Here is a 21,444-nt window from a genome sequence, read left to right as displayed (position 1 = left end):
GTTAGGCGAAACGACATCCACGAACGAAACGCCGTCATCCCGGGCTTGACCCGGGATCCATACAGCCGTGCCATCGGGCGTTTCGAACGGCAAAGGTTTCCGCGGCATGGATCCCTGCTTTCGCAGGGATGACGCCGAGTGTGGAACGAGCGCCAGCGATTTGCCGACGCTCGTTGAAACGAAGAAACTCAGTTGGCGTTCATCGCCGCGAGCAGTTTCGCGCCGTTGTTTTCGAACATCTTCAGATAGGTCGGCGCCGGGCCATCCGCCGGCGACAGCGCGTCGGAGAAGAGTACGCCGCCAATCGTGACCCCGGTCTCGCGCGCGATCTGGTTCAGCAGACGCGGATCGGTAATGTTTTCAGCGAACAGCGACGTGATCTTCTCCGCCTTGATCTGGCGGATGATCTTGGCGACGTCGGCGGCCGAGGCTTCACTCTCCGTGCTCACGCCTTCCGGCGCCACAAACTGGATGTCATAGGCGGCGGCGAAATAGCCGAAGGCGTCATGGCTGGTGACGAGCTTGCGTCGCTCGGCCGGCACCTTGGCGAATTCCGCCTTGAAACCGGCATCGATCGCCTGCAGGGCACCGACGAGTTCATCGCCCTTCGCCTTGTAGTCGGCAGCATTTTCCGGATCGGCGGCGGATAGGCCCGCGACGATGTTCTGTACGTAGAGCACGCCGTTCAGCGGGTTTTGCCAGGCGTGCGGATCGACGCTGTGCGAATGGCCCTCATGCGCCGCGTGGTCGTGGCCGTCATGACCAGCCTCGGCCTTGGCCTCTGGCTTGTCGTGATCATGACCCTCTTCTTCCTCCGCCCCCGTCCAGGCGATCGGCTTGATGCCTTCCGTCGCGATGACCTTCTCGCCCTTGAAGCCGGACACGGTGATCAGGCGGCCGAGCCAGCCTTCGAGGCCAAGCCCGTTTTCGACCAGGACCGCCGCGCCACCCATCGCCTTGGCGTCAGACGGGCTTGGCTCGAAGGTATGGGCATCGCCATTCGGGCCGACCAGCGTGCGGACCTCGACATGATCGCCACCGATCTCGGTCGCGAGATCGCCAAGGATGGAGAAGGTCGCGACGACCTTGAGCTTGTCGGCGGCTTGAGCCGGCAGGGCTGCGCTCAGGGTAAGCGCCGCCGCGATGAGCCAAAAACTTGACTTCATTGGGTAAAACTCCTGTCGTGGAAACGGTGTTCAGGCTCTCAGGTGCCTCGCCCGCAAGGCCTGGCTGGCAAAACTGCCATGTCGGCCTGCGAGGATGGACGCGGCGTGAATCGCGCCGGCCGCCAGGATGATGGCCGGTGAGGTCGGTAGTTCAGCGTGGTAGGAAACGAGCAGTCCGACCAGTGACGAGACGATGCCGATGATCGCCGCGGCGACGATCTGGCCCGGCACGCTCTCGCTCCAGAACCGAGCCGAAGCGGCGGGCAGCACGATCAGGCCGACCACCATCAGCGTGCCGAGCGCATTGAAGCCACCGACCAGATTGAGCACGACCAGCGCCAGGAAGAGGAAATGCGCCATGCCGCCGGCACCGCCAACGCTCTTCAAAAAGCCGGGATCGAAGCACTCCGCGACCAGCAACCGATAGATCAGCGCCAGCGAAAGCAGCGTCACGGTGGCGATGCCACCGATCAGGTAGATGGACGGATCATCCAGCGCCAGCACATTGCCGAACAGCACATGCAGCAGGTCGATGTTGGAGCCCTTGATCGAGACGATCATCACGCCCAGCCCGAGCGAGACGAGATAGAAGGCCGCAAAGCTCGCATCCTCGCGCAGCGGCGTGGTGCGGGCGATGGCGCCGGCGCCGAGCGCCACCAGCAGGCCGGCCGCGACGCCGCCGACCGTCATCGCGAAAAGCGAGAAGCCGGAGAGCAGGAAGCCGATCGCCGCGCCCGGCAGGATGGCATGCGCCATCACATCGCCCATCAGGCTCATGCGGCGCAGCACCAGGAACACGCCGATCGGCGCACCGGAAATCGATAGCGCGATGCAGCCCATCAGGGCGCGGCGCATGAAGCCGAATTCGATGAACGGCCCGAAGAGAAGATCATAAAGGGCCATCAGGCGGGCATCTCGCAAAGTTCGGCATTGTCTTCGAACGCCTCGTGCAAATGCCGGGCACGGGCGAGATTGGCGTCGGTGATCACCTCGGCCGTCGGCCCCCAGGCAACCTTTTCACGCGCCAGAAGCAGCGTTTCGGGGATGCGCTCGCGCACGATGTCGAGGTCGTGCAGGACGGTGACGACGGTGCGTCCTTCCGCATGCCAGCCGCTGATCAGCGCGAGCAGATCCTCGCAGGTTCGCGCGTCAATAGCCGTGAACGGCTCGTCGAGCAGGATCAGCTTTGTATCCTGCAGCAGCAGCCGGGCAAACAGCGCGCGCTGGAACTGGCCACCGGAGAGCGTGCCGATGATGCGGTCCTCGAAGCCGGTGAGGCCGACGGCTTCCAGCGCTGCCTCGACCGCGCCGAGTTGCTTGCGGCCGATCGCGGAAAAGATTCCGGCCTTGCGCCAGAGCCCCATGGCGGCGACGTCGAGCACGCGCATCGGGAACGAGCGGTCGAGCGCGCTTTGCTGCGGCAGATAGCCGATATCGTCGCGGCGGATGCCGTCCAGCGTGACGCGGCCGCTATCCGGCTTGATCAGGCCGACGATCCCCTTGAGCAGGGTCGACTTGCCGGCGCCATTGGGGCCGAAGATCGCCGTGAAGGAGCCCGGCTGGAACGTGCCCGAAAGATGATGGACGGCCGGATGGCGCCGATAGGAAAGGGTCAGATTGTCGAGTTGGATCGACGGGGCGGTGCGCTTCAGCATGTCGATCTCACGAAACCGCCCAGATGATGCCGAGCCAGATCAAGCCGATCAGCAGCACAGCGATGACGAGACGCTCCAAAGCGGATGCGAGAAACATCGAGCGCTTGTAGGCACGCGGCACGGCGATTTCGTGTGTCGCAGGCGGGTGCGCCGCGTGGTGATGGCCATGGGAGTGGCCGGCATGCCCATCATGAGCGTGCGGATGGTCGTGGCCATGATGAGGGGCGGCCGAAACCGGGATCGTCCCCGCCTGCGCCGCCACGCTCGAGTTTGAATTTGCCATGGCTGGATCGTCCCGCTGCTGACTGCGAGATGTTATGTTATATCATTTCAATCGATGCAAGACCCCGTCGACGATTTTTCCGCCGCGGGCCAGTGCGTCGGCGCAAATCAGGCTCGCCTCCGTTCGGATCGATCCTGGCGCCGAAATCGCCGCTCCCCGGTATGGCGACGTTGTACCCAAATAACGATTTGCCAATTCCGCAAGGTAATCAAGACCTCCGCGAGCAGCCAGCTTTAAACACTAGAATTAGAATAATTTCAGAGTGTTACATATTCTTGACTCACCCTCCCAACAGGTTCAAACGTCGGCCAACCGCGCCACGAACGCTGTGACGCTTTATCGGCAGGCTAAGCCCTGTTGATTGGAGTGGACGATGGATTTTCAATACGCGCAGCCGGGGCGACAGCCAGAGAGCTCGCACGGCCGGGATTGGCGGTGATGGCAACCCGCCTTCCCTGTGGACCCACGTCCCGCTATCTCGAGCGGCAGCCGGAACGGCTGGTTGTCGAAGGCCTGCGACGCTGGATGCAAGGCTGTGAGCGCGGCTCGATCACCTGCTGGGAGCTGGCCGCCAATCTCTATTCGCAGGAACTGGGCTCGCAGGAAGGCCAGCGCATTCTCGGAGCCCTGTCGCATTGGGTCGAGGCCCTGCGGCACTGGATGGACCGGCCGGCTGGCCTGTCGCCATCCCACTGCCCGCGCCTCCGTCTCGATGAATGCTGCGCCGTCTCGATGATCGCCGCCTGCCAGAACCATGATGATGAAGGCCTGCTTGGCGCGATGGAACGTCTCATTGTTCCCGAGGGCCATGCCGAGGTGATCCGCGCGACGCAGCTTTTCGCCGATGCCCTGGCCGAGACCGGCCAGATTCTCATACCCGTTCCAGGCGCCGTGATCCGCGAGATCGCGACGCGCCCATGCCGCCGACAGTTTCACTGAATTCACCGCACGATTTTACGCACCGGAGACGATTGTGAACATAAAGAAGATGCTCCTCGCCGCGACGGCAGTGCTGGCCCTTTCGGGCGCAGTTCCCGCCATGGCAGCCGATGCTCCCGCTGCCAGCGCTGTTCTGAAGAACTATGGCGACATCGCCCAGGCGAAGTACGAAGACGCGCTCGCCGCTGCCAAGGCGCTGAACGTCGCCGTCGACGCGCTGATCGCCAATCCGAGCGATGAGACGCTGGCCGCTGCCCGCGACGCCTGGAAGGCTTCGCGCCCCTCCTACCAGCAGACCGAGGTCTATCGCTTCGGCAACGCCATCGTCGACGATTGGGAAGGCCGCGTGAACGCCTGGCCGCTCGACGAGGGCCTGATCGACTATGTCGACACCAAGTCCTATGGCGACAGCTCGGATTCGAACCCGCTCTACAACGCCAACGTCATCGCCAACAAGACGCTGCAGATCGGCCCGGACAAGGTCGACGCGACGGTCATCAACGCCGAGCTGCTGCACAAGCTGCAGGAAGCCGGCGATGTCGAGGCGAATGTCGCCACCGGCTATCACGCGATCGAATTCCTGCTCTGGGGCCAGGACCTGAACGGCACCGGCCCGGGCGCCGGCAACCGTCCGGCAACGGATTTCGACACCAAGAATTGCACCAACGGCAATTGCGATCGCCGCGTCGCCTTCCTGAAGGCAGCGACCGACCTGCTGGTCGCCGATCTCGAAGAGATGGCCGCCAACTGGAAGGCCGAGGGCGAAGCCCGGAAGCAGCTCGCCGCCAAGGGTGACGAGGGTGGTCTCGCCACCATCCTGACCGGCATCGGCTCGCTCTCCTACGGCGAACTGGCCGGCGAGCGCATGAAGCTCGGCCTGATCCTGCACGATCCGGAAGAGGAGCATGACTGCTTCTCCGACAACACGGCCAACAGCCACTACTACGACCAGGCCGGCATGGTCGCCGCCTGGCAGGGCAAGTACACCCGCACCGACGGCACGGTCGTCGAGGGCCCGAGCATCCGCGACTTCGCCGCCGCCAAGAACGCCGACGCCGCCAAGCGAGTTGACGATGCGCTGGCCGTGACGACCGCCAAGATGCAGGTTCTCAAGGACACGTCCGACAAGGGCGAGGCCTATGACCAGATGATCGGCGCCGACAACGCAGCCGGCAACGCCATCGTCCAGGCGGCTATTGACGGTCTCGTCGGCCAGACCCGCGCTGTCGAAGCCGTCGTCGCGGCGCTCGGCTTGAAGATCGAAGTCGAAGGTTCGGACAGCCTCGACAACCCCTCGGCCGTCAACGCCGAGTAAAGTCGCAATTCGCCATTAGATTCGGCGAAATAGCATCGACGCGGCCGCCTCTTGCGGCCGCGTCATCAGAGTTTCTTCCATCATGATCTCGCGCCGTTCCGTTCTCGTCGGGTCCGCCGCCTTTGCGGGTGCTGCCCTGTTTGGCCGCCCGGACCGCGCTCCGGCTTTCACCCGACCGCTGCCGCCGGCCGCCCCTGTCGGCGTCGAGAGCGTCGTCACGCTCGACCTGAAGGCAGCGGAGCGAAGCCTCTCCCTGCCCTGCTTCGGCGGCAAGAACCTGCCGCTCTGGACGTTTACCGACGAGGCGCAGCCGCCCGTCGTGTGGCTAAAGCTCGGCCAGCGCCTGAACACCCATCTCGTCAACGGCCTGACCCGGCCGGGCGAGCACATCTCGATTCACTGGCATGGCATCCGCCTGCCCAACGACCAGGATGGCGTTCCCTATCTGGTGCAGCCGCCCGTCGAGCCGGGCGAAAGCTATGACTATTCCTTCGTGCCGCCCGATACCGGCACCTTCTTCTTCCACACCCATTGCAACTCGGCCGAACAGCTCGGCCGCGGCCTGATCGGCATCCTGATCGTCGAGGGCGACGCGCCCGAACCCTATGATGCCGACGAGCTGGTGGTGCTGAAAGACTGGCGCATCGACGAGGCCGGTACGGGCTTCCTGCCCTTCCTGACCAATGAGGGCGCCGGCAAGGCCGGCACCTTCGGCACGGTGCGCGGCGTCAATGGCGCCATCCTGCCCGACATCAACCTGCCAGCCTCCGCCGATGTGCGCCTGCGCGTCGTCAATGTCGACCCGACCCGGCTAACGGAAATCGGCGTCGAGGGCGCGGAAGCCGCCGTGGTGGCGATCGACGGCATCGCCTGCGCGCCCTTCCCGCTCCGCTCCTGGCGCATAGGCCCCGCCATGCGCGTCGACCTGATCGTCCGCACGCCGGCCGATGGCAGCACCGCGACGCTGGTCGACTACTTTTCCGCAAAGCCGTTGCCGCTGGCTCGCCTTGTCGCAAGCGGTCCGGCCAAGCGGCAAGGACCGTTCAACCCGGCCCCGCTCGCCGCCGGGCGGATCGCGCCGCCCGATCTATCGGCCGCGACCAGGATGCCGATCACGTTTTCCGCGACCGCCACCGGCGCGGCCGTCGCGGATCTGGTCGCCGATGGCGCGCCGCTCGGGCCGCTCTGTCTCTCGGAAAGCAATCTCTGGGCGATCAACAAGGCGTCCTGGCCGAGCGACATGCACCAGATCCCGCCGCCGATGGCGACGCTGGAACTCGGCAAGACCTACATTTTCGAGCTGCGCAACGTCACGCCGCATATGCACCCGATCCATATCCACGGCCACTCGTTCACCGTGCTGAAATCGAACCGACGCGACCTGCCGCCCCATCATGCCGATACGGTGCTGCTGCTGCCGAAGGAGCGCATGGAAGTCGCCTTCGTCGCAGACAATCCCGGCAAATGGATGCTCCACTGCCATATCATCGAGCATCAGGAGACGGGTATGATGGCGTGGTACGAGGTGGCGTGAGGACTTCGCCGATGCGCCCGCGCCATGCCCTTCTCGCACTTGCCCTGTTCACCGCGCTGCCAGCGATCGCCCTGGCCGATGGCCTGGACGCGGCAATTGGAAAAGCGCTGTTCGATCGGATCTGGGTTCAGGCGCCGTCCTCGACGCTGGCCAATGATGGACTCGGCCCGCTCTTCAACGAAAAGAGCTGCGCCAGCTGCCATTCCGGCAAGGCGCTTTCGGCCAAGCTGACCGTTCAGCCGGACGGCACGCTGGCGCAGCGCGGCTTGGCGACGCGGCTCGGCGACGCGCAGGGTGTGACCGACCCGGTCTATGGCCGCCAGATCCAGCCGCGCGCCGTCTCCGGCCTGATCAGCGAAGGCACGGTCACCTATGCACTGCCGGACATCACCGGCCACCCGCTTGCCGTCATCTTCGCACCGAGCCGCGGCGACCTCGCGCCCGATACGAGGCTTGGGCCGCGGCAGGCGCCGTCGCTGCGCGGCATCGGCCTGATCGAAAAGGTCGATGAAGCCGCCGTGCTGGCGCTCGCCGAGCGCAACAAGACCCATCCCGATGGCATTGGTGGCCGGCCGCATTTCCTTGAGGTCGATGGCAAGAAGAAGCTCGGGCGCTATGGCTGGAAAGCCTCCGCCCCGACCTTGAGCCAGATGACATCCGACGCCTTCATGCTTGATATCGGCATGTCGAGCCCGCTGGCGCCCTATCCGCATGGCGATTGCACCAAGGCGGAGCCGGATTGCCTCGCGGCTCCCGATGGCCGCAGCCCGACCTTCGACAATGAAGAGATCTCGAACGAGATGATCCGGCTGCTCAACGCCTACCTGGAAAGCCTGGGCGCGCCGAAGCCGGCCGACCCACTGCCTCCCGGCGCTGCCCTGTTCGCCTCGGCCGGCTGCGCGGCCTGCCATGTGCCCAGCCTGCCTGCCAAGGGCGGCGGCACGGTCGCGATCTACAGCGATTTGCTGCTGCACGACATGGGCCCCGGCCTGGACGACGGCGTCGGCGAGCCGGGAGTCGCCTCGTCCGAATGGCGCACCGCCCCGCTCACCTCGCTGACCTTCCGCACCACACCCGACCGCCGCTTCCTGCATGACGGCCGGGCTGGCACGCTCGATGAAGCGATCCGCGCGCATGGCGGCGAAGCCGCGGTCGCGAAAACACGCTATGAAGCCCTTGTGGCGGCCGACAGGGCCGCGCTCGTTGCCTATCTGGAAACGCTATGATCGCGATCACCAAACGCCTGCTGTTGCTGTCGCCCCTGCTGCTCGCGGCGCGACGCGCCTTCGCGCAATCCGGTGACGCGCCGACCAAGCCCGGCCCGAGCACGGAGGCGCTGGACAAGGTCGCGAAGAAGGCGATCGACGATTACTTCATCCCCTCCTATGAGGGCCTGCGCGACGCGACCGCAAAGCTGGTCGCGGCGATGGGCGAGAGCTGCAAGAACCCGACGCCTGCGCCGAGCGAAGCGGTTCGCGCTGCCTTCACCGCCGTGCTGCAGGCGTGGGCGCGGGTTGATTTCCTCCGCTTCGGGCCGATGGCCGAAAAGGCCCGGCTGGAGCGCTTCTCCTTCCTGCCCGATCCGCATGGCACCGGCACACGCCAGCTGCGCCAGATCCTGGCCAAGCCGGATCCGGCGCTGCTGGAGCCCGGCGCCATCGCCAGGAAGAGCGCCGCCGTTCAGGGCATGCCGGCCTTCGAGGGACTCGTCTTCGCAACGTCCGACGACGCCGAGACATCAGCCTATCGCTGCCAGCTGGCGCTGCGCATCGCGGAAAACCTCAACCTCATCGCCAACGAGGCCGTGACCGAATGGACGCGGGCGGGCGGCTGGCGCGACCTGATGCTGAGCCCTGGCGGCGCCAACATCGTCTATCGCGACGCGACCGAACCGCTGGTCGAGATCCTCAAGGCTGTTGTCACCGGACTGCAGCAGATGCGCGACCAGCGCCTGCTGCCGGCGCTCGGTAAATCGATCGAGACGGCCAAGCCCGGACGCGGCGCCTTCGTCAAATCCGGCGAGAGCTTCGTCTATCTCGACGCCTCGGCGGACGCGATCGAATTGCTTGTCGAGCGCTCGGACGTATTCAGCCTGACGCCGGCCGACGCTGCGACGCTGCTGGCCGCGACCGAAGCGGCGATGACCGAATTCCGCGCCTCGATCGCGGTCGGCAAGCCCTGGGCCGAGGCTTTGGCCGATCCAGCCGCCTATGACAAGCTCAAGCACGCCTTCGACGTGCTGAAGACGCTGGAAGATATCTTCAATTTCCGGTTCGCAGAGGCGGCGGGGATCTCGCCGGGATTCAATGCGCTCGATGGCGACTGAGACGACCGGCATAAGGGGACTGGCGGGCCGCGCGCTACGTGCGATCCTGCCCTTCGCCCGTGAGGAAGGCGGCGCGACGGAGCGTCAGGTCTTTGTCTCCTCGGTCCGCGTCGGCCCGCGCCAGCACGAACTGCTTCTCATCGACGAGCGAGGCGCAGCGGTCGGGCGCATGAAGCTTGCCGGTCGCGCACATGACATAGCCATAGACCCGGACCGCAAGCGGCTCGCCGTGTTTGCCCGCCGGCCGGGTTATTTCGCCGTCATCGTCGACGCGGAATCCTGCACGCCGCTGGCGACAATCACCCCGCCCGAGGGCCATCACTTTTTCGGCCATGGCATCTTCTCCGCCGATGGCCGGCTGCTCTATGCGACGGAAAACCGTTTTGGCGACGACCGCTCGCGCGGCGTCGTCGGCATCTATGATGCGAGCGGCGAGAGCTATGAGCGGATCGGCGAGTTCGAGACGCATGGCGTTGACGCGCATGAAATGCTGCTCGCCGGCGATGGCCGCACGCTGGTGATCGCCAATGGCGGCATCGAGACCCATCCCGACTATGGCCGGCAGAAGCTGAACCTGGCCGAGATGCGCCCCTCGATCGTCCGCATCGACAGCGCCACCGGCGACCTGCTCGACGAGACGGTGCTTTCCTCCGACCTGAACCGGCTGTCGATGCGCCACATGACCTTCGACGGCGCCGGCGCCGTCTGGTTCGGCTGCCAGTGGGAAGGCGAGCGCGGCGCCCGCCCGCCGCTGGTCGGCCGCATCGGCAGCGACGGCAAGGCGCAGCTGATGGCGTTTCCGGACAAGGTCGCGCCGCTGGCGCGAAACTATATCGGTTCGGTGGTCGCGAGCCGCGACGGCTCGACCATCGCCACCTCCTCGCCGATCGGCGGCCAGGTGTTCTTCTGGGACGCAACCAGCGGCGATTTCCGGGATGTCGTGGCGCTGCCGGATGGCTGCGGCGTCGCGGCGACGGAGGGCGAAGCGTTTTTGGCGACCGCCGGCGATGGCCGCGTCATGCGCGCGGAAGGCGGCAGGCTGACGCCCGTCGCGCGCCGCGACGCCCAGTTCGACAACCATTTGCGCCGGATCTAGCGGCCGCCATCCCTTCACCTCTCCCTGAGGGAGAGGTCGACGGCCGTAGGCCGGCGGGTGAGGGTTTACGGCCTCTCCGGCTTCTCGCGCTTCCAGGCAGGTCCGTCCGGATGGTTCCCTAAACCCTCACCCGGAGCTTCGCTCCGACCTCTCCCTCAGGGAGAGGTGAAGATCGGACCAGCCACGACGACCACCCCCCTACTCCGCATGCACGGCGGCGAGCCGCCGCTCCTCGTCGACGATGTAGTCGCGGATCACCGGAACGTCTTCGCGCTGCTTGGACAGCAGCAGCTGGAACACGAAGTTCGAGCCGTGCAGGAAGCCCAGTTCGACCGAGGCAAGGTAGAAATCCCACATCCGGCAGAAGCGGTCGCCCATCATGGCGACGGCTTCCTCGCGCTTCGCCTCATAGGCAAGCCGCCAGTCGCGGATGGTCCAGTAATAGTGCAGGCGCAGGCTTTCCATGTCGGCGCACCAGGTGCCGGTCCGCTCCAGCGAGGCGAACACTTCCGATAGCGCCGGAACATAGCCGCCCGGGAAGATGTACTTGCGGATGAACGGCGCCGTGGTGCCGGGTGGCGACATCCGGCCGATGCAATGCACCAGCGCGAAGCCGCCCGGCTTGGTCAGGCGTTGGATCGTCTCGAAATAATTGTCGAAATTCGAGACGCCGATCGCCTCCATCATGGCGATCGAGACGACGCGGTCATAGCTGCCCTCGAGGTGGCGATAGTCCTGCTCGAGGAAGTTCACCTTGTCGGCGACGTCTTCCTCGATCGCGCGGGCTCGCGCCACGGCGATCTGCTCCGGCGACAGCGAAACCGAGGTGACGCGGACATCGTAGTTGCGCGCAAGGAAGGTAGCGAGCGCGCCCCAGCCCGAGCCGATCTCGGCGATATGCATGCCCGGCTCGAGCTTCAGCTTGGCGGCGATATGGCGGAGCTTGTCGATCTGCGCCTGATGCAGCCCGACATCCGGCGCCGAATAATAGGCGCAAGAATAGGTCATCGTGTCGTCCAGCCAGAGTCGGTAGAACTTCGGCGGGATATCGTAGTGATGCTTGATGTTCTCGGCCGCGAGCGGGATCGTGTTGCGCTGCTGGCTGCGGCGCAGCGTCCGCCAGACCCGGCGCAAGCCCTTCTGGATCGGATGCGCCGCGAGGCCGCTGCGATTGACCGAGAACAGCGACAGCAGGTCGAACGCCGTGCCGCCGTTTTCCACCGTCATCCGCCCGTCCATATAGGCTTCGGCGGTCTTCAGTTCCGGATTGAGGAAGATCTCGCGCTCGACCTTCTTGTCGGCGAAGCGGATCGTGACCTCCGGCCCGTTTTCGCCGGATCCGAAGACGTGTCGCTTGCCCTCGTGATCGAGCACGGTGAGGCGGCCGTTTCGTACGAACCGCTTCAGCAGATGAGATAAGAGGCGCATGCACATTCCCCCGTCCGACTGATGCGATCAAAGCTGCTGGATCCGCTTCGTGCAACCAGAAAGGCACTCCCGCGGCGACGATATTGCCCAACGGAAGCCTGGCTCCGCGATGGAAGGCTCGCACCGTCCTCGCCAACCCTGCGGCGCGCGGCAAAAGCGGTCTTCGTTCGACGGCGTGGGATTAAACGTTTAAGGGACCGCTCCCCTGCTCTAGAAGGGGGCGTCCGGCCCTATGCGGCGGCTGGAGCCTGCCGAAGAGTGACATGATGGCCAAGCCCAACCTGCATACTGTCGCCGCGCATGCCGGCGTATCGATTGCAACTGTGTCGAAGGTCGTGAACGGCGTTCGCTACGGCATCTCGGAAGCGACGCTGGAGAAGGTGCTGGCCTCCGTCCGCGAGTTGGGCTATCGGCCGAACCGCTCCGGGCGCGGCCTGCGGACGCTGCGCCGCTCGATCATCGGCATGGCCATCGTCGATCCCTCGCCGACCTTCCTGGCCGACCCCTTCACCACCAATCTGGTGGCTGGGCTATCCAACTATCTGAGCGAGCAGGGTTTCGGCCTGCTGCTGCATGGGATCAAGCCAAGACAGGTCGAGGCGTCGTTCCTGGTGCGGGAGAGTGTCGTCGATGGACTCTGCCTGCTCCTGTCCGGCTCGGCTCAGTTCCGGTTGCAGAATACAAGACTGTTCAGCGCGCTGAGCCACCCGATGGTGGTGTTTCAGGACCGTGCGGCGGATGGCATCCCCGACACCTGCTTCGTCAACCAGGACGATACAGGCGGCGCGCGGGAACTGGCTGAACGGGCTTTGACCCGCAAGCCCAGGACGGCCCTGATCGTCATTCCAGACATCTTCTGGCCTGCCATCGAGCTTCGGCTGGAGGCATTCTGGCAGACGCTGAAAGCGGCGGGCGTGGCGACGAAGATCGTTCGCTGCGACGAGAGCGATCCTGTGGCGATCGCCCGGGCGATCGGCGACTCGATCGAGCGCTCCGGCATGCCGGACGTCATCCTCGGCGCCAACGACAAGATCGCGATTGTCGCCCTGCATCTCCTGAAGGAGCGCGGCGTCCAGGTGCCCGAAGAGGTCGCCGTGACCGGCTTCAACGCCTTCGCCTCGAACGCCTATGCCGGACTCGACCTCACGACGGCGCGCTCGCCGGCCTATGAGATGGGCGAACTCGGCGGCAAGCTCCTGCTGGAGCGACTGGAAAGCGGCGCCTTTGAAAGCCGGGAGCGTACACTCCCGGTTCAACTCATTCCCGGTGCCACGGCCTAGGCCAGCGCCTCGCGACGATAGCCCAAGCTATTCTTGGCACCGTGAGCCGCGTCTCAAAGAACGCCGTATTTGGCGTAGACTTCGCCCAGCAGCAGGCCGTTCTCGAGTTCTTCGCGCGTCTTGTTCTCGCTGGTGACCTTCTTCAGCGCCGCCTCGATCACCTTGGCCGCGATCGCCTGCGGGATGATCACCACGCCGTCGACATCGCCGAAGACGAGATCGCCAGAGGTCACAGCCACGCCACCGCATTCAATCGCGATATCGCGGGCAATCATCTTGCCGCGACCACGCGTGTCGAGCGGGCCGATGCCGCCATGAAAGACCGGGAAACCGAGATTGCGGATGTGGCGGACGTCGCGGACGAGGCCGTCGGTGACGCAGCCAACCGCGCCGCGTTTGCCCGAGGCGGTGGTCAGCAATTCGCCCCACGGTGCGATCCGTGTCGTCGGGCCGTCGCAGCCGAGCACGGCGACATCATTCGGCTTCAGATCGTCGATCAGCGCGATCTCGATCTCATACGGGTTCTCACCCTCGCGCACCGCATAGGTGTTGGCGAACAGCCCGGTACGGGCATAACCCATCAGCTTGAGGCTGTCGTCGAGCGGCCGGACATAGGGAGGCAGCGCCTGCCGCGTATAGCCGAAATCATCCAGGACATCGGAGAGGACGGCGGAATACAGGACGGCCTTCAGGGCTTCCAAATCAAACTGCGCAGCGGACAATGGGTCTCTCCAGGCTAGAGTATTAAACGTTTAACAAAACGCTAGGTTCGTTTCGCGGAGGCGTCAATGGGAATGTCGCGACTTTCTCGGTTGACCCCATCGACTTTCCCAAGCCGTCGCGCGGTCGGTGCGAACAACCCTGTTCCCACTCCCGTTGCGGAACAAAATATCGGCAACCCGACGGGCGCAACCGCATTGGAGTGGTAACTATGCGAGCCGGCTTCCCGGCTTTTGCTGGACATTCCAACCGCCGTGCCCCAGATGTGCAGAAACTCCCCATGCCCCGCTTGAGGCTTCATCCCTGATGGATTTTGTTGCTGCCGAGCTTGTCGCGCTTGCCACCGTCGTGCTTATCGATCTGGTGCTGGCGGGTGATAACGCAATCGTCGTCGGAATGGCCGCCGCCGGCCTTCCCAAGGACGTTCGCAACAAGGCGATCATTGTCGGCATCGCCGCCGCCGCGATACTGCGCATCATCTTCGCCCTGTTCGCGACCAAGCTGCTCGGCATCATCGGCCTGATGCTGGCCGGCGGAATTCTGCTGCTTTGGGTATGCTGGAAACTCTGGCGCGAGATCCGCACCGACCATGAGGCTGAAGCCGCGGAACGCGAAGCCGAGATGGCCAACGCGGAAGGAACGGCCGGCGGCAAGACCTTCAAGCAGGCCATCATCCAGATCATCATCGCCGATGTCTCGATGTCGCTCGACAACGTGCTGGCCGTCGCAGGCACGGCCCGCGACCACACCTGGGTGCTTGTCGTCGGTCTCGTGCTTTCGGTCGCGCTGATGGGCGTTGCCGCCAATTTCGTCGCCAGGCTTTTGAAGCGCTGGCCCTGGATCGCCTATGTCGGCCTCGCCGTCATTGCGTGGGTCGCATTCAAGATGATCTGGGATGGCGGACAGGAAGTGGCCGAGTTCGCCCACGCGGCGGGCCTGATGTGATCACGGCTCCGGCGCCTGCTTTGCCCGGCGCCGGGATGCTGCTAGCCGCCATCGCGGCGGCCTTCATCTGGAGCTTTGCCGAAGCGACGATCTTCTTCATCGTCGTCGATGTGCTGCTCACCTTCATCGCCGTGGCGCTGGGCCTGCGCGCAGCGCTGCTCGCGTCGCTGGCGGCAGCCGTCGGGGCTGCCTGCGGCGGGATCTGGATGTGGCGGCTCGGCCAGTCCGATCCGGAAGCCGGCATCCGGCTTCTGTCCAGCGTACCGTTCGTCTCGAATGCGATGATCGCCGGGGGCATGGCCGGAATGACTGAGGCCAACTGGCCGCTCGCCATGCTGCGCGGCTCGGTCACCGGCATTCCCTACAAGATCTACGCCGTGGCCGCCGGCAAGGAGGGCCTGACCGCCCTCCTCTTCTTTGGTGTCACCATCCCCGTCCGTCTCGCCCGGTTCGCCATCGCCACCAGCGTAGTCGCCGCCGTCAGCACCTTGCTCGGCCGGCGCTTGTCTCGCCTGCACCGGCTGATGTTGCTGGCAACGTTCTGGCTGGTGTTCTACGGCGAGTTCTGGCTGCGCTGGTCGGCCTGACGGCTCTGGAGCCAGATACACGCGCCTCACGTCCTGCACATCTCCCTGAGGGAGAGGTGAAGACCACCGGCACGGAACTGGCGCTACGCCGCCAGCGCCTTTTCCGAATAGGATCGCGGATAGACACCGCGCGCCTGCAGAACCGGAACCACCGTATCGACGAAAAGTTCGAGGTCGTCCGGCAGATAGCTGCCGGAGATCGTGAAGCCGTCGACGGCGCCACGCTGCCACCAATCGACGATGAAATCGGCGATCTGGCGTGGCGTGCCGATCACCTCGGGCTCCTTCTCCGCCGCCGCGTACTGGCGCAGCGAATGACCGCCATCCAGCGCCTTGCTGCGCTTGGAACGGATGACACCAAGCGGGATGACGCTGTTGGGTGAAGCCAAGAAATCCTCGGCGACAAGCCGCCTGTCCGGGTCGATGCCTGCCTTCGCGCCGAGCAGCGAGGCGGCCCCGGCAAGATCCGCCTCCGTGACCGGGTCGCGCTCCCGCAGATCGCGCAGATAGGCTGCGACTTCCGCTTCGCTCGACAGGATCACCGGCGAGATCGCCGGCAGGACTTTTGGCAGCGAGGTCGAGGGCCGACCCTTCGCCTCGGCGGCACGCCGCAACTCGTCGCGAAACCGGATGCTGCCTTCGAGCGATCCGAGCGGCGCATAGATGTAATCCGCGTGGCGCGCGGCCAGGTCCATGCCGCTGGCGGAGCCGCCCGCCTGCACCAGAACCGGCCGCCCCCAGGGCGCCGCCGGAAGGTTCAGCGGCCCGGTGACGCTGAAATGCTTGCCCTTGTGATGGATCGGCGCGACGGAACCATAGCCGCCATTCTCCTGCCCCCAGGGGAACTGCCAGCTTTCCCAGAGCTTCAGCACAACATCGACGAACTCTTCCGCCCGCTCATAGCGCGCCTTGCGATCCGGCAGGCCGGCGTCGCTGAAATTTCCCGCGATGGCTGGATGCCAGCTGGTGACGATGTTCCAGCCGATACGGCCCTTGGTCAGAAGGTTGAGGCTCTGCATCTGGCGCGCCAGCGTATAGGGGTCGCTGTAGGTCGTGCTGGCGGTGACGATGCCGCCAATATCGGGAATCTGGCCGAGGACAGCGGCGAGCAGGACATAGGGATCGAACGTCTGCTCGGGCCGGGTGTTTTCATCGATGACCAACTGCGGGCGGTCAGAGAGGAAGATGTTGCTGAAGACGCCGCGATGGGCGACACGCGCCACATGCAGATAGGAATCGAGCTCGAAAATGCGGGCGAGCGGCTTGCTCGGACGCGGCCAGCTGTCATCAGCCGAGCCGGACGAGTTGATCCAGGCGTTGAATTCGAGCGGGTTGGCGGGCCGGGTCATGCGCGCGCCTCGACAAAGCGATTGGGCTGCCCCCGCGGTGCGGCGCGATGGGCGGGCCATTCGGAAGGAACGTGGATTTCGTGGTCGGACTCCGCCGGGCGTACGGTGACCAGGCCATCGCCATGACTGACATCGATCGGGAAATCGAACACGCGGCTGAGCGTCTGGCTGGTGAAGACTTCCCCCGGCGCGCCATCGGCGACGAGATGGCCGTCCGAGATCATGACGCTTCGGTTGCAGTAGCGCGCCGCATGGTTGAGATCGTGCACCGCCATCAGCGCGATACCGCCTTCGCGGGTAAACTCGCGCACCAGCCGCATGGTCTCGACCTGATAGCGCAGATCCAGCGCGCTGGTCGGCTCGTCGAGCAGCAGGATGCGCGTCCCCTGGGCGAAGGCGCGCGCGATCTGCACGCGCTGCAGCTGGCCACCTGATAGTTCGTTCACATAGCGGTCGGAGAGTTCGAGCAATCCGAGCTTTTCGAGGCTGCGCAGCGTCGCCTGATGATCGGCAGGTGCATAGCGCACGCCGGCATAGGGGCTGCGGCCAAGCAGGACGGCGTCGTAGACGCGCAGGTCGAACGGCACGGGCGAGGATTGCGGCACATAGGCGATGCGCTTGGCCCGCTCCACCCGCGACAGGGACAGCAGATCGACGCCTTCGAACAGCACCGAGCCGCCGGAGACCGGCGCCAGCCCAAGCAGGGCCTTGGTCAGGGTCGACTTGCCGGATCCGTTCGGCCCGAGCAGCGCGCAGAACTCACCGGGTTCGAGATGGAACGAGATCTGATGCAGAACCTGTCGCTTGCGATAGTGAAGGTCGATGTTCCGGATTTCCAGGCTCACAGCGCATTCCTCTTTCGCAAGATCAGGTAAATGAACAGCGGCGCGCCGACCAAGGCGACGACGATGCCGACCGGAATGACGCGCGGCGGCAAGACGAGCCGGCCCAGCGTATCGGCGAGCAGCAGCAGGAAGCCGCCGGTCACCATGGAAAAGGGAAACAGGTAGCGGTGGTCGGAGCCGACGATCAGCCGCGCAATATGCGGCCCGACAAGGCCGACGAACCCGACCACGCCGATGAAGCTGACGACCAGACTGGATCCGGTGACGGCCAGGAAGATGAGCGAAACGCGCAGCACGCCGACATTGACGCCGAGGCTCTTGGCGGTGTCGTCGCCGGCAAAGGCGAGGCTGTTGACCGCCCCCGCTCGCAGCATGAAATACGGCGCGATCACCACCAGCGTCACCAGCAGGACGACGACATGCGACCAGCGCGCCTCGTTGACGGAGCCGAAGGTCCAGCGCGCAATCGCGGCGATTGCCTCGTCATTGGCGATGTATTGCAGGCCCGCCGTCAGCGCGGTGAAGATCGACGTCAACGCCGTGCCGAGCAGGATCAGCACCGTGATGTTCATCGACTTGGTCGAGGCAAGCCCCAGCACGACCAGCGAGCAGAGCAGCGAGAAGAAGATGGCGGAGAGCGAAATATAGGGGCCGGCCGCCGTGCCGGCGCTCTGTGACAGCAGGATCGCCAGCGCCGCGCCAAACCCCGCCGCGGGCGACAGGCCGAGCGTATAGGGACTGACGAGTGGATTGCGCAGCAGGCCCTGCATCGCGGCGCCCGCCAGCGACAGCAACGCGCCGGAGAAAATGGCGAGCAGGACGCGCGGCAAACGCAGATGCAACAGCACATTGGCGACGCGCTGGTCATCTCTGGCCAACTCGCCACCAAACGCCGCCTGGTGCAGCGCCGTCCCCAGATCGGCGAGGCTGTAGCTGGTTGTTCCCTTCAGTGTGGAATAGACCGTCAGCAGCGCCAGGGCTGCCACCGATAGGGCGATCAGCACGGTCGTCCATTGCTGGCGGCGCGCATTGCGCGCCACCGCCAGATCAGCCGCCGTCAGTTCAGCCAGGGCCACTAGCTCTGGCCTTTGCCGACCCGGGTGAAGTAGACGCCGTCGCCGCCAAGATGCTTGAGGCCGAGATACTTCTCCACCCATTCGCGGGTGAGATCATCGGGATTGAGATCGGCGAACGCTTCCGGGTAGAGCCAGGACGCGACATAGAGCGAGGTCAGCGTCTTGGCCTGCTGGCCGAGCTGGTAGGCGTTGACGATATAGATGTTGTTGTCCTGCGCCGCCTTCAGATCGGACCAGCCGGGCCGCGCCAGCAGCTCCGCTTTCTCGGCCGCGAAGACCTCGGCCGTCGAGCCGTTGTAGCTATTGCCGAATTCGCGGATGATCACGTCGGGATCGCGCGTCAGCACTTCGCCGGCGTCGATCGGGGTCTTCCAGACCGTACCCTGGGTGCGGCCATCCTTGCCGAACACGACATCCTCGAAGATCGACTTGCCGCCGCCCCGTACGATCGCTTCGTAGAAGCCCGAACCCTTGGTCGGCGTCTGATAGGCGATCTCGTTTTCATAATAGACGGTGCGGGGCGCCTTGCCGGCAATGCGCTTGTCGATCTCGGCATAGATGCGCTGGCGGAAATCATGAACGCGCTTCGCGCCGTCCTGCAGTCCGAAGGCTTCGCCGAGCAGCGTCACGTTCTCGTCGAAACGGTCGTTCTTCCAGCCGCTCGCCACGATGACGGGGATGTCGAATGGCGCAAGCTGCTTGGCCGCCTCTTCCCAGCCGCCATTGGCATAGAGGATCAGGGCGTCGGGATCGGCGGCGATGACCGCTTCATAGTTGATCTGGCCCATCTCGCCGACGGTCTGCTCGGGAACCCATTTGGCTCCGGCCTTGCGATACTGTTCGAAATCATGGCCTGCAACGCCGACAATCCGGTCGCCGCCGCCAATAGCTGCGATGATGTCGAGATCGTAGGAGCCGATCACCACCGCGCGCTCGATCGGCTTGTCGAGTTCGATGGTTCGGCCGACCTCGTCGGTCAGCGTCAATGAATAGGCAGGCAGCGCGGAGAGCATCGCCGTAACCGCGACGACAAGGCGAAGGCGAGAACGAACAGACATGAGACTATCACCGCTTCTTCAGGAAGATCGCTCACGCAGGTCTGCTAGTTTCACTTGGACGTTCTTTGAACTGACGGTAATTCAACTGATTTTTGGACAATCAGACGGAGACCGGATCAGCTCATCCGGACATCCAGGTCCAGCATGGCTACGATCGATGGTGATATTGAAACACGACCAAACTTGTCGGGTAAAAGCACGGCATGCCGATTTCGGCCGCCAATGCGGAAGGATCCGCTCGCTGACGCGCCGTCGCGGAGAAAATCCGAATGCCGTGCACCGGCTGACGCTCGACGGTGCGGGGATCCGGGCGAGCTAGACGATCAGCTCCGGATTTCGATCGGCGTGCCGTTCGGGACCTTCGACCAGATCTCGCGCATCTCATCATTGGTCACCGCGATGCAGCCATCCGTCCAATCCCGGAGATGATGCAGCGGGCCAAGCCAGCCCCAGCCGTTCGGCAGGCCATGGATCATGATGTTGCCGCCGGGAGCCTGCCCCTCGGCACTGGCCGATGCTGCGTCCGCGGCATTGGGATAGGAGATGTGCAGGCTGATATGCGCCATCGACTTCGGATTGCGCCAGTCGATTGAATAGATGCCTTCCGGCGTCTTCTGGTCGCCCTCGCGCTGCTTGTGGCCGGCGTCGCCCGCTCCGCCAAGCGAGATCCGGTAGGAAGCGATCACGGCGTCGCCCTTGCGCAATTCAAGCCGCCGATCCGATTTGTCGACGAAGATCCGGTCGGCCTGCTGTTCCGGCGCGGCCATTTCAGGCGGCGTACCGGAGCCGATGCGCGCCATGACCTTGTGATAGCCAAACAGGCTCGCCCCAAGAACGGCCACGACGACAACAAACCGAACCCAGACGCGCACACGAACCTCAACACCCATCAAACCCATCGCCATCAAACCCGATAACCACATGGAAAGGCTAGCGGGTTTATCCGCATAGGCATGGATGCGAGCGATCCCCGAACGGAATATCGGGCTATTCGGAAAAATGTCGCGCCGGGTTTACCCTCGGCGACATGAGTCGGCGCGACAGGAAAGCGAGAGGCGGATGGTCGATCTGCAACTGAAGCCGGCGAGACGCGAAAAGCTCGCCGATATTCTCTACGGCCAGATCCTGGAACAGATCGTCTCCGGCACCTTCGCCGCCGGCGACCGGCTACCGTCGGAAAACGATATCTGCAAGGCCTTCGAGGTGTCGAGGCCGGTGGTGCGCGAGGCGCTGCAGCGCCTGCAGGCCGATGGGCTGGTCATCGCCCGCCAGGGCGCCGGCACCTTCGTCTCCCACAAGCCGCCCGGCGGGCTGCTGGCATCGACGCCGCCGGAGCAGGTCGCCAGCGTGCTGCGCGTCACCGAGGTGCGGATCGCCATCGAGACGGAATGCGCCCGGCTCGCAGCCGAGCGCCGGTCGATCGTCGAACTGGCCGAGATCGAGGCCCGGCTCACGGCCTTCGAGCAGGCGCTTCTCGCCGGCGAAGCCGGGCTGGAAGAGGATTTCGCCTTCCACCTCGCCATCGCCAACGCGACCGGCAACGAGGTCTTTCCGGCCGTGCTCGAAAGCCTGAAGGGCCGGATCGAGGACTGGATGCGCAGCGCGCTCAACATGACCCGGCTCGGTTCGGAAGAGCGACGGCGCACCATCGTCCAGGAACACCGCAACATCTTCGATGCGATCGCCCGCCAGCAGGCCGACCAGGCCGCGCTCTATACGAAGTTCCACCTGGTCGAAGCTCGCCGCAGGTTGACCGACGCTCGTCGGGATCGCTGATCGACTTGTAATTTATTTATACAAGACGTTCAGCAACCCTCGAATGCGCGCGCCCTCGCCGCCACG

Annotated in this window: 21 protein-coding genes; 10 read left to right on the top strand and 11 right to left on the bottom strand. The window is 64.8% G+C overall.

Annotated features, from left to right (window positions below):
- Nucleotides 1-188: 188 nt before the first annotated feature.
- From OSH12_RS06795 to OSH12_RS06780, 4 genes are read right to left on the bottom strand one after another with little or no spacing between them, the layout of a single operon-like run.
- A complete protein-coding gene (locus OSH12_RS06795; RefSeq protein WP_266342767.1) occupies nucleotides 189-1,166 on the bottom strand; it encodes a metal ABC transporter solute-binding protein, Zn/Mn family in 978 nt (325 codons plus the stop codon).
- Nucleotides 1,167-1,196: 30 nt separating this feature from the next.
- Nucleotides 1,197-2,069: a metal ABC transporter permease gene (locus OSH12_RS06790; protein WP_266342766.1), complete on the bottom strand. Its 873-nt coding sequence runs from the start codon at nucleotides 2,067-2,069 to the stop codon at nucleotides 1,197-1,199.
- Nucleotides 2,069-2,821 carry a metal ABC transporter ATP-binding protein gene (locus tag OSH12_RS06785; RefSeq protein ID WP_266342765.1) on the bottom strand — a complete coding sequence of 251 codons (753 nt, stop codon included), beginning with the start codon at nucleotides 2,819-2,821 and terminating at the stop codon, nucleotides 2,069-2,071. The genes OSH12_RS06790 and OSH12_RS06785 overlap by 1 nt, the downstream gene beginning before the upstream one ends.
- 7 nt (nucleotides 2,822-2,828) lie before the next feature.
- Nucleotides 2,829-3,104, bottom strand: a complete 276-nt coding sequence (locus OSH12_RS06780; RefSeq protein WP_266342764.1) for a hypothetical protein — start codon at nucleotides 3,102-3,104, stop codon at nucleotides 2,829-2,831.
- Between the two features lie 438 nt (nucleotides 3,105-3,542).
- Here OSH12_RS06780 and OSH12_RS06775 point away from each other — a divergent pair, with 438 nt between their 5' ends.
- The 6 genes from OSH12_RS06775 (at nucleotide 3,543) to OSH12_RS06750 (ending at nucleotide 10,314) form a co-directional block, all read left to right on the top strand.
- Nucleotides 3,543-4,043: a hypothetical protein gene (locus OSH12_RS06775; RefSeq protein ID WP_266342763.1), complete on the top strand. Its 501-nt coding sequence runs from the start codon at nucleotides 3,543-3,545 to the stop codon at nucleotides 4,041-4,043.
- Between the two features lie 49 nt (nucleotides 4,044-4,092).
- On the top strand, nucleotides 4,093-5,358 hold the full coding sequence (locus OSH12_RS06770; RefSeq protein ID WP_380223543.1) for an imelysin family protein: 1,266 nt from the start codon (nucleotides 4,093-4,095) through the stop codon (nucleotides 5,356-5,358).
- A gap of 82 nt (nucleotides 5,359-5,440) precedes the next feature.
- Nucleotides 5,441-6,892 carry a multicopper oxidase family protein gene (locus tag OSH12_RS06765; protein ID WP_266342762.1) on the top strand — a complete coding sequence of 484 codons (1,452 nt, stop codon included), beginning with the start codon at nucleotides 5,441-5,443 and terminating at the stop codon, nucleotides 6,890-6,892.
- An 11-nt stretch (nucleotides 6,893-6,903) separates the two neighbouring features.
- On the top strand, nucleotides 6,904-8,118 hold the full coding sequence (locus tag OSH12_RS06760; protein WP_266342761.1) for a di-heme oxidoredictase family protein: 1,215 nt from the start codon (nucleotides 6,904-6,906) through the stop codon (nucleotides 8,116-8,118).
- A complete protein-coding gene (locus tag OSH12_RS06755) occupies nucleotides 8,115-9,218 on the top strand; it encodes an imelysin family protein (RefSeq protein ID WP_266342760.1) in 1,104 nt (367 codons plus the stop codon). Before OSH12_RS06760 ends, OSH12_RS06755 begins: the two co-directional genes overlap by 4 nt.
- Complete coding sequence (locus OSH12_RS06750) at nucleotides 9,208-10,314, top strand: DUF1513 domain-containing protein (RefSeq protein WP_266342759.1); 1,107 nt, start codon at nucleotides 9,208-9,210, stop codon at nucleotides 10,312-10,314. Before OSH12_RS06755 ends, OSH12_RS06750 begins: the two co-directional genes overlap by 11 nt.
- Before the next feature lie 198 nt (nucleotides 10,315-10,512).
- Here OSH12_RS06750 and OSH12_RS06745 read toward each other — a convergent pair whose 3' ends face one another.
- Nucleotides 10,513-11,742, bottom strand: a complete 1,230-nt coding sequence (locus tag OSH12_RS06745) for an SAM-dependent methyltransferase (protein WP_266342758.1) — start codon at nucleotides 11,740-11,742, stop codon at nucleotides 10,513-10,515.
- Nucleotides 11,743-12,005: 263 nt separating this feature from the next.
- Here OSH12_RS06745 and OSH12_RS06740 point away from each other — a divergent pair, with 263 nt between their 5' ends.
- Nucleotides 12,006-13,022: a LacI family DNA-binding transcriptional regulator gene (locus tag OSH12_RS06740; protein WP_266342757.1), complete on the top strand. Its 1,017-nt coding sequence runs from the start codon at nucleotides 12,006-12,008 to the stop codon at nucleotides 13,020-13,022.
- A gap of 53 nt (nucleotides 13,023-13,075) precedes the next feature.
- Here OSH12_RS06740 and OSH12_RS06735 read toward each other — a convergent pair whose 3' ends face one another.
- Entirely contained in the window at nucleotides 13,076-13,744 is a 669-nt protein-coding gene (locus OSH12_RS06735) for an RraA family protein (RefSeq protein ID WP_266342756.1), read from the bottom strand.
- 304 nt (nucleotides 13,745-14,048) lie between these two features.
- Here OSH12_RS06735 and OSH12_RS06730 point away from each other — a divergent pair, with 304 nt between their 5' ends.
- Both OSH12_RS06730 and OSH12_RS06725 read left to right on the top strand, forming a co-directional pair.
- Nucleotides 14,049-14,687, top strand: a complete 639-nt coding sequence (locus OSH12_RS06730; RefSeq protein WP_380223221.1) for a YjbE family putative metal transport protein — start codon at nucleotides 14,049-14,051, stop codon at nucleotides 14,685-14,687.
- Between the two features lie 35 nt (nucleotides 14,688-14,722).
- A complete protein-coding gene (locus tag OSH12_RS06725; RefSeq protein WP_266342755.1) occupies nucleotides 14,723-15,274 on the top strand; it encodes a hypothetical protein in 552 nt (183 codons plus the stop codon).
- 83 nt (nucleotides 15,275-15,357) lie between these two features.
- On the opposite strand, the gene OSH12_RS06720 is transcribed toward OSH12_RS06725, so the two are convergent.
- From OSH12_RS06720 to OSH12_RS06700, 5 genes are all read right to left on the bottom strand, one after another.
- Entirely contained in the window at nucleotides 15,358-16,623 is a 1,266-nt protein-coding gene (locus OSH12_RS06720; RefSeq protein WP_266342754.1) for an NtaA/DmoA family FMN-dependent monooxygenase, read from the bottom strand.
- Complete coding sequence (locus OSH12_RS06715; RefSeq protein ID WP_266342753.1) at nucleotides 16,620-17,468, bottom strand: ABC transporter ATP-binding protein; 849 nt, start codon at nucleotides 17,466-17,468, stop codon at nucleotides 16,620-16,622. The genes OSH12_RS06720 and OSH12_RS06715 overlap by 4 nt, the downstream gene beginning before the upstream one ends.
- Complete coding sequence (locus OSH12_RS06710; RefSeq protein WP_266342752.1) at nucleotides 17,465-18,544, bottom strand: FecCD family ABC transporter permease; 1,080 nt, start codon at nucleotides 18,542-18,544, stop codon at nucleotides 17,465-17,467. The genes OSH12_RS06715 and OSH12_RS06710 overlap by 4 nt, the downstream gene beginning before the upstream one ends.
- Nucleotides 18,544-19,602 carry an ABC transporter substrate-binding protein gene (locus OSH12_RS06705; protein ID WP_266342751.1) on the bottom strand — a complete coding sequence of 353 codons (1,059 nt, stop codon included), beginning with the start codon at nucleotides 19,600-19,602 and terminating at the stop codon, nucleotides 18,544-18,546. The genes OSH12_RS06710 and OSH12_RS06705 overlap by 1 nt, the downstream gene beginning before the upstream one ends.
- A 323-nt stretch (nucleotides 19,603-19,925) precedes the next feature.
- The gene (locus OSH12_RS06700; RefSeq protein WP_266342750.1) at nucleotides 19,926-20,492 is read right to left on the bottom strand and encodes a L,D-transpeptidase family protein; all 567 of its coding nucleotides are present in this window, start codon (nucleotides 20,490-20,492) and stop codon (nucleotides 19,926-19,928) included.
- A gap of 169 nt (nucleotides 20,493-20,661) precedes the next feature.
- On the opposite strand from OSH12_RS06700, the gene OSH12_RS06695 reads away from it, so the two are divergent.
- Nucleotides 20,662-21,378: a FadR/GntR family transcriptional regulator gene (locus OSH12_RS06695; protein WP_266342749.1), complete on the top strand. Its 717-nt coding sequence runs from the start codon at nucleotides 20,662-20,664 to the stop codon at nucleotides 21,376-21,378.
- The last annotated feature ends 66 nt before the right edge of the window (nucleotides 21,379-21,444 follow it).

It is taken from the genome of Kaistia terrae (assembly GCF_026344005.1).
GTDB lineage: Bacteria > Pseudomonadota > Alphaproteobacteria > Rhizobiales > Kaistiaceae > Kaistia > Kaistia terrae.
This window is presented reverse-complemented; position numbering and strand designations above follow the sequence as displayed.